Annotated in this window: 10 protein-coding genes; 8 read left to right on the plus strand and 2 right to left on the minus strand. The window is 53.2% G+C overall.

What is annotated here, in order from left to right:
• Window positions 1–29: 29 nt before the first annotated feature.
• The gene (gene glnD / locus ACQ0PY_RS05225; RefSeq protein ID WP_042997868.1) at window positions 30–2,702 is read right to left on the minus strand and encodes a bifunctional uridylyltransferase/uridylyl-removing protein GlnD; all 2,673 of its coding nucleotides are present in this window, start codon (window positions 2,700–2,702) and stop codon (window positions 30–32) included.
• Between the two features lie 108 nt (window positions 2,703–2,810).
• Window positions 2,811–3,605, minus strand: a complete 795-nt coding sequence (gene map / locus ACQ0PY_RS05230; protein WP_044255381.1) for a type I methionyl aminopeptidase — start codon at window positions 3,603–3,605, stop codon at window positions 2,811–2,813.
• A 322-nt stretch (window positions 3,606–3,927) separates the two neighbouring features.
• On the opposite strand from map, the gene rpsB reads away from it, so the two are divergent.
• From rpsB to rseP, 8 genes are all read left to right on the plus strand, one after another.
• The gene (gene rpsB / locus ACQ0PY_RS05235; RefSeq protein ID WP_012133990.1) at window positions 3,928–4,653 is read left to right on the plus strand and encodes a 30S ribosomal protein S2; all 726 of its coding nucleotides are present in this window, start codon (window positions 3,928–3,930) and stop codon (window positions 4,651–4,653) included.
• Window positions 4,654–4,912: 259 nt separating this feature from the next.
• Window positions 4,913–5,764, plus strand: coding sequence for a translation elongation factor Ts (gene tsf, locus ACQ0PY_RS05240; RefSeq protein ID WP_042323696.1), 852 nt, complete (start codon window positions 4,913–4,915; stop codon window positions 5,762–5,764).
• Between the two features lie 152 nt (window positions 5,765–5,916).
• Window positions 5,917–6,642, plus strand: coding sequence for a UMP kinase (gene pyrH, locus ACQ0PY_RS05245; protein WP_042997866.1), 726 nt, complete (start codon window positions 5,917–5,919; stop codon window positions 6,640–6,642).
• A 272-nt stretch (window positions 6,643–6,914) separates the two neighbouring features.
• On the plus strand, window positions 6,915–7,472 hold the full coding sequence (gene frr / locus ACQ0PY_RS05250) for a ribosome recycling factor (protein WP_042323692.1): 558 nt from the start codon (window positions 6,915–6,917) through the stop codon (window positions 7,470–7,472).
• A gap of 92 nt (window positions 7,473–7,564) precedes the next feature.
• Entirely contained in the window at window positions 7,565–8,761 is a 1,197-nt protein-coding gene (ispC, locus tag ACQ0PY_RS05255) for a 1-deoxy-D-xylulose-5-phosphate reductoisomerase (protein ID WP_044255378.1), read from the plus strand.
• Window positions 8,762–9,074: 313 nt separating this feature from the next.
• Window positions 9,075–9,833 carry a (2E,6E)-farnesyl-diphosphate-specific ditrans,polycis-undecaprenyl-diphosphate synthase gene (ispU, locus tag ACQ0PY_RS05260; RefSeq protein ID WP_042997864.1) on the plus strand — a complete coding sequence of 253 codons (759 nt, stop codon included), beginning with the start codon at window positions 9,075–9,077 and terminating at the stop codon, window positions 9,831–9,833.
• Between the two features lie 12 nt (window positions 9,834–9,845).
• Complete coding sequence (cdsA, locus tag ACQ0PY_RS05265) at window positions 9,846–10,703, plus strand: phosphatidate cytidylyltransferase (RefSeq protein ID WP_042997863.1); 858 nt, start codon at window positions 9,846–9,848, stop codon at window positions 10,701–10,703.
• An 11-nt stretch (window positions 10,704–10,714) separates the two neighbouring features.
• The gene (gene rseP, locus ACQ0PY_RS05270) at window positions 10,715–12,067 is read left to right on the plus strand and encodes a sigma E protease regulator RseP (protein WP_044255374.1); all 1,353 of its coding nucleotides are present in this window, start codon (window positions 10,715–10,717) and stop codon (window positions 12,065–12,067) included.
• The last annotated feature ends 2 nt before the right edge of the window (window positions 12,068–12,069 follow it).

Here is a 12,069-nt window from a genome sequence, read left to right on the forward strand (position 1 = left end):
GTTAAACTCTTTCCCTATAAATAAACACACTACCCTTTATCGTTTGGATTGAGGGCCTCTGTCAACCGTTGATGCACTTCCTGCTGCAGCGCATTATTAAGTGCACGCCGGTCTGCTGTAGCGATTATGAATAAATCTTCTACTCGCTCACCAATGGTTGTAATTCGGGCGCCATGAAGCGAAATTCCCAGATCGGCAAAAATTTGCCCGACCCGCGCCAGCAGCCCTGGCTGATCGAGCGCGATAAGCTCGAGGAACGATTTGCGGTCGGTGTGCGTGGGCAGGAATGTGACCTCGGTATCGACGGTAAAGTGGCGTAATTTTGCCGGCTGTCGGCGCGGCTGCGGCGGCTGCCAGCTGCGCTGGGTGATTGCCTGTTCCAGCCCAAAGCGGATGGCTTCATGCCTGTCTGACGACAGCGGGCTGCCGTCCGGTTCCAGTACGATAAAGGTATCCATCGCCATGCCATCGCGGGTGGTGAAAATCTGAGCATCGTGGACGCTGAGGTTACGCCGGTCCAGCTCGGCGCAGACGGCGGCAAACAGATACGGGCGATCCGGACTCCAGATGAAGATTTCCGTCCCGCCGCGCGTTGCCTGCGGGCTGAGCAGAATTAGCGGCTCGCTGAGATCGTGCTGCAACAGATGACGCGCATGCCAGGCCAGCTGGTTCGGGCTGTGGCGCACGAAGTAGTTGGCGCGACAGCGCGACCAGATATGGTGCAATGCTTCTTCATCAATGTTATCCATCCGCAGCAGCGCCAGCGCCTGCAACTGGTGATGGCGCACGCGTTCACGCATATCCGGCGTGTTTTGCATTCCCCGACGCAGCTGTTTTTCCGTGGCGAAGTACAGCTCGCGCAGCAAACTTTGCTTCCAGCTGTTCCATAGCGTTTCGTTAGTGGCGCATATATCCGCCACCGTCAGGCAAACCAGGAAGCGCAGGCGATGTTCCGTCTGTACCTCTTCGGCGAACTGCTTAATCACTTCGGGATCCTGAATATCCCGGCGCTGAGCGGTCACCGACATCAGCAGGTGCTGGCGAACCAGCCAGGCAATCAGCTGCGTTTCGCGCGAGTTCAGGCCGTGCAGTTCCGCAAACTTGAGCACGTCCTGTGCGCCCAGCACCGAGTGGTCGCCGCCGCGTCCTTTGGCAATATCATGGAACAGCGCGGCGATAAAAATGAGCTCAGGCTGGCGCAGACGTGGCCAGAGATCCACACACAATGGGTGGCGCTGACGGGTCTCTTCTTTGGCAAAACTTTCCAGCTTCAGCATCACGCGAATCGTGTGTTCGTCCACCGTGTAAGCATGGAACAAGTCAAATTGCATCTGCCCGACAATCCGTGACCACTGCGGCATGTAGGCCCACAGCACGCTATGGCGGTGCATCGGCAGCAGGCCACGGCTGACTGCGCCAGGATGGCGCAGCATACTGAGAAACAGCGATCGCGCCTCCGGGATATAACACAGCGGCTGATTCAGATGGCGGCGCGCATGGCGCAGATGGCGCAGGGTGGTGGAGTAGATCCCGGTGATCGCACTGTTGCGTACCATGGTGTAGAACATCCGCAGGATCGCTTCCGGTTCGCGGATGAACAGATCGTCCTGACGCAGATCGATCAGCGTGCCGCGCAGTTGAAAATCGTCATCAATAGGACGCGGCTTTTCGTCGGCGGACAGCGCGAGGATCGCTTCGTCAAACAGCTGCAGCAGCATCTGGTTGAGTTCCGTGACGCGGCGGGTGACGCGGAAATAATCCTTCATCATCTGCTCAACCGGCTCGTTGCCTTCGCCGCTGTAATTCAGGCGCTGAGCGACGCTCAACTGGCGATCGAACAGCAGGCGGTTATCGTAACGACTGACCACTAAATGCAGGGCAAAACGAATGCGCCACAGAATGTGCAGGCACTCGTTGAGCTCAGCGCGCTCTGCCTGAGTCAAAAAGCCGAAGCCGACCATTTCGTCGAGCGAGGTAGCGCCGAAATGGCGACGGGCGACCCACTGCAGCGTGTGGATATCGCGCAGACCGCCGGGGCTACTTTTGATATCCGGCTCGAGGTTATAGCTGGTGCCGTGATAGCGCTGGTGGCGCTGATGCTGCTCTTCCACTTTGGCGGCGTAGAACTTGTCGGAGGGCCAGAAACCTTCGCTGAAGATATGTTTTTGCAGTGCCAGAAAAAGGGCCACGTCACCAATCAACAGACGGGTTTCAATCAGGTTGGTGGCGACGGTCAGGTCCGACAACCCTTCCAGCAGGCATTCTTCCAGCGTACGTACGCTGTGCCCGACCTCCAGTTTGACGTCCCACAGCAATGTCAGCAGCTCGCCGACCTTTTGCGCCTGATCGTCCGGTAATTTTTTACGACTCAGGATGAGCAGGTCGATATCGGAAAGCGGGTGAAGCTCACCGCGTCCGTAGCCACCGACGGCGACCAGCGCCAGATCGGCAATCTGTCCAAAACCGGCGTCGATCCACAGACGTTGCAGCAACTGGTCGATAAACTCGGTCCGGGCTTCAATCAGCTGTTCGGCGGAAATCCCGCTGTCGAAGGCATCGCCCAGCCATTGCTGGAACGCGTCGATATGCGTTTTGATTCCGGCGACGGTGAGTTCGTCGCGAGACCAGGTCCCCGGGTTCTGCGGCTGACCGGGGAGGGTGGGGAGTGCGGTATTCGCGTGTTGTTCAGGAAGTGTATTCATTATGCGCCACCCATTAAAAAAGCCGGATATGGCGAAAGTGCCTTATCCGGCCTACGGAATAGTGCCATTTGTAGGCCTGATAAGCGAGAGCGCCATCAGGCAAAAAAGTTATGCGTCGTGCGTAATGACCGCCGGGATGGTGTCATCCTTACGTAACGTCAGAATTTCACAGCCGTTATCGGTCACCACAATAGTATGCTCGTATTGTGCAGACAAGCTCCGGTCTTTGGTTTTGACCGTCCAGCCGTCTTTCATTGTGCGGATACGGTAATCACCGGCGTTGAGCATCGGTTCGATGGTAAAGGTCATGCCCGGTTTCAGCACCACGCCGCCGTCATCCGCATCATAGTGCAGCACCTGCGGCTCTTCGTGGAAGCCACGACCAATGCCGTGTCCGCAGTATTCACGCACCACGGAGAAACCTTCTCCTTCCGCATATTTCTGGATCGCCGCACCGAGCGTACGCAGACGGATACCTGGTTTCACCATTCGCAACGCCAGATACAGGCTTTCCTGGGTGACGCGGCACAGACGCTCGCCCAGAATGGTCGGTTTGCCGACGATAAACATTTTGGAGGTATCGCCGTGGTACTCGTCTTTAATGACGGTTACGTCGATGTTGACGATATCGCCATCTTTCAGATGCTTGGCATCATCCGGAATCCCGTGACACACCACTTCATTAATAGAGATGCAGACGGATTTCGGATAACCGTGATAGCCGAGGCAGGCCGAGATCGCATGCTGCTCGTTAACGATGTAGTCGTTACAGATACGATCCAGTTCACCCGTGCTAACGCCCGGTTTGATATACGGTTCGATCATCTCCAGCACTTCCGCGGCCAGACGGCCCGCGACGCGCATTTTTTCGATTTCTTCAGGGGTCTTGATTGAGATAGCCATGAATTCTGTCCATCAGTGTCGATTATTTCGACAATAATTGTGTAAGTGCTGTCAATGGTATCAGTCCAGCATACATGCTGCCAAATTGAGAATCATTAACAGCACAGCAAGCCAACAATAATTGGTGTCCACGGCGTATTTGTGGTATAAAGCGCGCCGGACTTCCGATCTCATTTCGTATACACAGAATGGACGGAAGCGACAAATCTCACTTTGTGTAACAACACACACGTATCGGCACATATTCCGGGGTGCCCTTTGGGGTCGGTAATATGGGATACGTGGAGGCATAACCCCAACTTTATCTATAGAGGTTTTAATCATGGCAACTGTTTCCATGCGCGACATGCTCAAGGCTGGTGTTCACTTCGGTCACCAGACCCGTTACTGGAACCCGAAAATGAAGCCGTTCATCTTCGGTGCGCGTAACAAAGTTCACATCATCAACCTTGAGAAAACTGTACCGATGTTCAACGAAGCGCTGGCTGAACTGAACAAGATTGCTTCTCGTAAAGGTAAAATCCTTTTCGTTGGTACTAAACGCGCTGCAAGCGAAGCGGTGAAAGACGCTGCTAACAGCTGCGACCAGTTCTTCGTGAACCATCGCTGGCTGGGCGGTATGCTGACTAACTGGAAAACCGTTCGTCAGTCCATCAAACGTCTGAAAGACCTGGAAACTCAGTCTCAGGACGGTACTTTCGAAAAGCTGACCAAGAAAGAAGCGCTGATGCGTACTCGTGAGCTTGAGAAACTGGAAAACAGCCTGGGCGGTATCAAAGACATGGGCGGTCTGCCGGACGCTCTGTTCGTCATCGATGCTGACCACGAGCACATTGCTATCAAAGAAGCAAACAACCTGGGTATTCCGGTATTTGCTATCGTTGATACCAACTCTGATCCGGATGGTGTTGACTTCGTTATCCCGGGTAACGACGACGCAATCCGTGCTGTTAGCCTGTACCTGGGCGCTGTTGCTGCAACCGTTCGTGAAGGCCGTTCTCAGGATCTGGCTTCCCAGGCGGAAGAAAGCTTCGTAGAAGCTGAATAATAAGGCTTGATAACTTCCCTGAAATAGTGCGAGTTGCAGGAAGGCGGCAAGCTCGAGAATTCCCGGGAGCTTACATCAGTAAGTGACTGGGATGAGCGAGCGAAGAAAACGCTCCTGCGGTTCGGAATATGAAGGGGAAGAGCCCTTATAAACCAGGTAGTATCATGTTTGGTTAGGGGGCCTGTATATGGCCCCCTTTTTCACTTTTAAATCTGTGCGGTTTGACGCCGGGCAGATCAAATCTTCCGAGGATTTTAGAATGGCTGAAATTACCGCATCCCTGGTAAAAGAGCTGCGTGAGCGTACTGGCGCAGGCATGATGGATTGCAAAAAAGCACTGACTGAAGCTAATGGCGACATCGAGCTGGCAATCGAAAACATGCGTAAGTCCGGCGCTATCAAAGCGGCGAAAAAAGCAGGCAACGTTGCTGCTGACGGCGTGATTAAAACCAAAATCGACGGCAACATCGCTTTCATTCTGGAAGTTAACTGCCAGACTGACTTCGTTGCTAAAGATGGTGGTTTCCAGGCATTTGCTGACAAAGTGCTGGATGCCGCTGTTGCTGGCAAAATCACTGACGTTGAAGTGCTGAAAGCGCAGTTCGAAGAAGAGCGCGTTGCGCTGGTAGCGAAAATCGGTGAGAACATCAACATCCGCCGTATCGCTTCCCTGGAAGGTGACGTTCTGGGTAGCTACCAGCACGGTGCGCGCATCGGTGTTCTGGTTGCCGCTAAAGGCGCAGACGAAGAGCTGGTTAAGCAGCTGGCAATGCACGTTGCTGCAAGCAAGCCTGAATTTGTTAAGCCGGAAGACGTGTCTGCTGAAGTGGTAGAAAAAGAATACCAGGTTCAGTTGGACATCGCGATGCAGTCTGGTAAGCCGAAAGAAATCGCAGAGAAAATGGTTGAAGGCCGCATGAAGAAATTCACCGGCGAAGTTTCTCTGACGGGTCAGCCTTTCGTTATGGAGCCAAGCAAGTCTGTTGGTCAGCTGCTGAAAGAGCACAACGCTGACGTAACTGGCTTCATCCGCTTCGAAGTGGGCGAAGGCATCGAGAAAGTTGAGACTGACTTTGCAGCAGAAGTTGCTGCGATGTCCAAGCAGTCTTAATTGTCGAAAAGGAGCCGCCTGAGGGCGGCTTCTTTTTGTCACCCGTCTCGCAAAATCAGTATGGCTCTTATTTCGTTGTACTGAGTAGCGACATATTATTGTCGCCAGAATTTACCCCCATTTTTAATCGTTGACAGTCTCAGGAAAGAAACATGGCTACCAATGCAAAACCCGTCTATAAACGCATTCTGCTTAAGTTAAGTGGCGAAGCTCTGCAGGGTTCGGAAGGCTTCGGTATTGACGCAAGCATACTGGATCGTATGGCTCAGGAAATCAAAGAACTGGTTGAACTGGGTATTCAGGTTGGTGTGGTGATTGGTGGCGGTAACTTGTTCCGTGGTGCTGGTCTGGCGAAAGCGGGTATGAACCGCGTTGTGGGCGACCACATGGGCATGCTGGCCACCGTGATGAACGGCCTGGCAATGCGCGATGCGCTTCACCGCGCCTATGTGAACGCTCGCCTGATGTCCGCTATCCCACTGAATGGCGTATGCGACAACTACAGCTGGGCAGAGGCTATCAGCCTGCTGCGTAATAACCGCGTGGTTATCCTCTCTGCGGGTACCGGTAATCCTTTCTTCACCACTGACTCTGCGGCGTGCCTGCGTGGCATTGAAATCGAAGCCGACGTGGTGCTGAAAGCGACGAAAGTCGATGGCGTCTTTACTGCCGATCCGGCGAAAGATCCTGCTGCTACGATGTACGAGCAGTTGACCTACAATGAAGTTCTGGATAAAGAACTGAAAGTGATGGATCTGGCGGCGTTTACGCTGGCGCGTGACCACAAATTGCCGATTCGTGTCTTTAACATGAACAAACCTGGTGCACTGCGTCGCGTCGTCATGGGTGAAAAAGAAGGCACATTAATTACGGAATAATTCCCGTATTGGCCAATTACGGGTAAGATTTGCCTTTACCCGGCGGGACTTTTATATCCTGTGTCATAAATTAAACGAGACTATACTGAGCACATTCTGAATACACAAAGTCATTCATGCTGCGTCAAGGCGACAAGAGCGTGAATCTCCAGGAGCGTACCTGAGTACGTGACTGGAGTGAACGCTTGCAGTCAACGCAGAGCCAGCTTGAAGGATGAAGTGTATTGTGTGCTGTCTGGTCTGACTGAGACTAGTATCCAAGGATTCGTAACGTGATTAGCGATATCAGAAAAGATGCTGAAGTACGCATGGAAAAATGCGTAGAAGCGTTCAAAAACCAAATCAGCAAAATACGCACGGGTCGTGCTTCTCCCAGCCTGCTGGATGGCATTGTCGTGGAATATTACGGCACGCCAACGCCGCTGCGTCAGCTGGCAAGCGTAACGGTAGAAGATTCCCGTACCCTGAAAATCAACGTGTTTGATCGCTCCATGAGCCCGGCCGTTGAGAAAGCGATTATGGCTTCTGACCTCGGTCTGAACCCGAGCTCCGCAGGCAGCGATATTCGCGTTCCGCTGCCTCCGCTGACGGAAGAGCGTCGTAAAGATCTGACGAAAATCGTTCGTGGCGAAGCTGAACAGGCGCGTGTTGCCGTACGTAACGTCCGCCGTGACGCGAACGACAAAGTGAAAGCACTGCTGAAAGACAAAGAGATCAGCGAAGATGACGATCGCCGTTCTCAGGACGACGTACAGAAAATGACGGATGCCGCCATCAAGAAAGTGGATGCGGCGCTGGCAGATAAAGAAGCAGAACTGATGCAGTTCTGATTCCGCTGTACGCTCAAAACGCCGCTCAGAAGATCATACGATCGGCTGGCGGCGTTTTGCTTTTTATCCTGTCTCATTTTTTCGGATGTTTGATGAAGCAATTAACCATTCTGGGTTCGACCGGCTCTATCGGTTGCAGCACGCTGGACGTGGTGCGTCAAAACCCTGAGCACTTCCGCGTTATCGCGCTGGTGGCAGGTAAAAATGTCAGCCGTATGGTGGAGCAGTGCCTGGAATTCTCCCCGCGTTATGCCGTGATGGACGATGACGCCAGCGCGCGCCTTCTCAATGACGCGCTGAAGCAGCATGGTAGCCATACGGACGTTCTCAGCGGGCAACAGGCGGCTTGTGATATGGCAGCGCTTGATGAGGTCGATCAGGTCATGGCGGCCATCGTTGGCGCGGCGGGCCTGCTGCCAACGCTTGCCGCCATTCGCGCGGGAAAAACCATTCTGCTGGCAAACAAAGAATCTTTGGTGACCTGTGGGCGCCTGTTCATGGACGCCGTGAAGCACAGTAAAGCCCGACTTTTACCGGTAGACAGCGAACATAACGCTATTTTTCAGAGTATGCCCCAACCCATTCAACACAATCTGGGATACGCTGACCTGGAGCAGAATGGCGTGATGTCCGTTTTGCTTACCGGGTCTGGTGGCCCGTTCCGGGAAACGCCGCTGCATGAACTGGTGTCGATGACGCCCGATCAGGCATGCCGTCATCCGAACTGGTCGATGGGACGTAAGATCTCCGTCGACTCAGCCACTATGATGAATAAAGGTCTGGAATACATTGAAGCGCGTTGGTTGTTTAACGCCAGTGCCCGTCAGATGGAAGTGCTGATTCACCCGCAGTCGGTGATTCACTCGATGGTGCGTTATCAGGACGGCAGCGTTCTGGCGCAACTGGGTGAGCCAGACATGCGCACGCCTATCGCACATACGATGGCCTGGCCGAATCGCGTAACCTCTGGTGTTGCACCGCTCGATTTCTGCAAACTCAGTGCGTTGACGTTTAGCGCGCCGGATTACCAACGTTACCCGTGCCTGAAACTGGCGATGGAGGCGTTTGAGCAGGGGCAGGCCGCTACAACCGCGCTGAATGCAGCCAATGAAATTGTCGTTGCTGCATTTCTTGCTGAAGAAATACGCTTTACCGATATCGCCGATCTCAATTTAGCCGTGCTGGAGCAGATGGATCTACAAGAACCGCAGAGCGTCGATGACGTACTTAAGGTCGATGCGATTGCGCGAGAAGTCGCCAGAAAACAAGTGATGCGACTCGCAAGCTGAGGATTATCCTCCCGGAGGAGATCGTGCTATTTGTTAGCGTTGTGCTTCAGTGATATAGTCTGCGCCACCTGATCGCAGGTATTTGGCTTTTTTCGGTCAGGTAAGCCGTGGTTTGACACGGCTTTTTTGTGGATGCACAAAATCATTCAGGTTGCATCAAGGTGGCAAGTGAATGAGTTTCCATGCGCATACAAAGAGTATGTGACTGAGGCGAATGATCACAGCCAACGAAGAGGCAGCCTGAAGGATGAAGAGCAAAAGGCTTCAGTATTCCTGAGTACCGCTAAATCCTTTCAGGGACTATAAACGCGTTATGTTGTCTGCAACTCAACCAGTAAGCGAAAATTTGCCTGCACATGGCTGTCGCCATGTCGCGATCATTATGGATGGCAATGGTCGCTGGGCGAAAAAGCAAGGGAAGATTCGCGCATTTGGGCATAAGGCCGGAGCGAAATCCGTCCGCCGTGCCGTCTCTTTTGCTGCCAACAATGGTATTGATGCGTTAACGCTGTATGCCTTTAGTAGTGAAAACTGGAACCGACCGGCGCAGGAAGTGAGTGCGTTAATGGAGCTATTTGTGTGGGCGCTTGATAGTGAAGTGAAAAGCCTGCATCGCCATAACGTCCGCCTGCGCATTATTGGCGACACCAGTCGATTTAACTCGCGTTTGCAAGAACGTATTCGTAAGTCCGAAGCGCTTACCGCCCAGAATACCGGGCTGACGCTGAATATTGCGGCGAATTACGGCGGACGTTGGGACATTGTCCAGGGAGTCAGACAACTGGCAGAACAGGTGCAGGAAGGTTTACTGCGTCCTGATCAGATTGATGAAGACATGCTCAACCAACAAATCTGTATGCATGAACTGGCTCCGGTGGATTTAGTAATTAGGACTGGGGGAGAGCATCGAATAAGTAACTTTTTGCTTTGGCAAATTGCCTATGCCGAACTTTACTTTACAGATGTTCTTTGGCCCGATTTCGATGAACAAGACTTTGAAGGTGCACTGCATGCCTTTGCTAATCGAGAGCGTCGTTTCGGCGGCACCGAGCCCGGTGATGACAAAGCCTGATGGGGGTCGCTTTTGCTGAAGTATCGCCTAATTTCTGCTTTCGTTTTAATACCCGTGGTCATCGCGGCGCTGTTTCTGCTGCCGCCGGTGGGGTTCGCCATTGTGACGTTGGTTGTTTGTATGCTGGCCGCGTGGGAATGGGGACAGTTAAGCGGTTTTGCCACGCGCACGCAACGCGTCTGGCTGGCGGTGCTGTGTGGGCTATTGCTCGCACTGATGCTGTTTCTGTTGCCGGAATATCATCATAATATTCATCAGCCGATGGTCGAAGCCTCGTTGTGGGCATCGCTGGGCTGGTGGGTTGTTGCGTTAGTGCTGGTGTTTTTTTACCCCGACTCGGCGACGATCTGGCGTAATTCGAAGACATTACGCATAATTTTTGGCGTGCTCACGATCGTTCCCTTCTTCTGGGGAATGCTGGCGCTGCGTGCATGGCACTATGACGAGAATCATTACAGTGGCGCAATATGGCTGCTCTATGTCATGATCCTGGTCTGGGGGGCGGACTCCGGGGCGTATATGTTTGGCAAACTGTTTGGCAAACATAAACTGGCGCCGAAAGTGTCGCCGGGGAAAACCTGGCAGGGCTTTTTTGGTGGCCTTGCCACAGCGGCTGTGATCTCCTGGGGTTACGGCATGTGGGCGAATCTGGATGTTGCGCCTGTCACCTTATTAATCTGTTCTATTGTCGCTGCGCTGGCCTCCGTGCTGGGCGATCTGACTGAGAGCATGTTTAAGCGTGAAGCAGGAATTAAAGACAGCGGTCATTTGATTCCAGGACACGGTGGTATTCTGGACCGTATTGACAGCCTGACGGCGGCAGTACCGGTCTTTGCTTGCCTGTTGTTACTGGTATTCAAGACGCTTTAACGGAAGGTTTTATGCTGAGTATTCTCTGGAATCTGGCTGCATTCATTGTCGCACTGGGTGTGCTGATCACCGTGCATGAATTTGGTCATTTCTGGGTTGCCCGGCGCTGCGGTGTCCGTGTCGAGCGCTTTTCCATTGGATTTGGTAAAGCGCTCTGGCGCCGTACCGATCGGTCTGGGACCGAATATGTCATCGCCCTGATCCCGCTGGGCGGCTATGTCAAAATGCTGGATGAGCGCGCGGAACCGGTGATCCCGGAGCTGCGCCACCACGCTTTCAACAATAAAACCGTCGGCCAGCGCGCCGCGATCATTGCCGCCGGTCCGGTTGCCAATTTCCTCTTTGCCATCTTCGCTTACTGGCTGGTGTTTATCATCGGCGTCCCCGGTGTTCGTCCGGTTGTTGGTGAAATTACGCCCAACTCGATTGCCGCTCAGGCGCAAATTATTCCTGGCACGGAACTTAAAGCCGTTGATGGTATCGAAACCCCTGATTGGGACGCAGTGCGTTTACAGTTGGTCGCAAAAATTGGCGACGAACAGACGACAATCAGCGTGGCGCCTTTCGGCAGCAACCAGCGACAGGAAAAAACGCTGGATTTGCGGCAGTGGGCATTTGAGCCTGATAAGGAAGATCCTGTATCTTCTTTAGGGATTCGACCGCGCGGACCACAGATTGAACCGGTGCTGTCAGAAGTCCAGGCTCAGTCCGCCGCAAGTAAGGCGGGTTTGCAAGCTGGCGACAGGATCGTTAAAGTCGATGGTCAACCGCTAACGCAGTGGATGACGTTCGTGAACCTGGTGCGCGATAATCCGGGTCAGCCGTTAGCGCTGGAAATTGAAAGGCAGGGCAGTGCCTTGTCTTTAACATTAATTCCGGATTCGAAACCGGGTAATGGGAAGGCAGAAGGGTTTGCCGGTGTTGTGCCGAAAATCATTCCTCTGCCGGATGAGTACAAGACAGTACGCCAGTATGGACCATTCAGTGCCATTGCACAGGCCACGGATAAAACGTGGCAGTTGATGAAGCTGACGGTCAGTATGCTGGGAAAATTGATAACCGGTGATGTGAAACTGAACAACCTCAGTGGGCCGATTTCTATCGCTCAGGGGGCTGGGATGTCAGCGGAGTTCGGGGTGATTTATTATCTGATGTTCCTTGCGCTGATTAGCGTGAACTTAGGGATAATCAACCTGTTTCCGTTGCCCGTTCTTGACGGGGGGCATCTGCTGTTCCTGGCGATTGAAAAGCTTAAGGGCGGACCGGTATCCGAGCGGGTTCAAGACTTTAGTTATCGCATTGGCTCGATATTGCTGGTGCTGTTAATGGGGCTTGCACTTTTCAATGATTTCTCTCGGTTGTAAGA

Source organism: Citrobacter sp. LST-B2 (assembly GCF_057983045.1).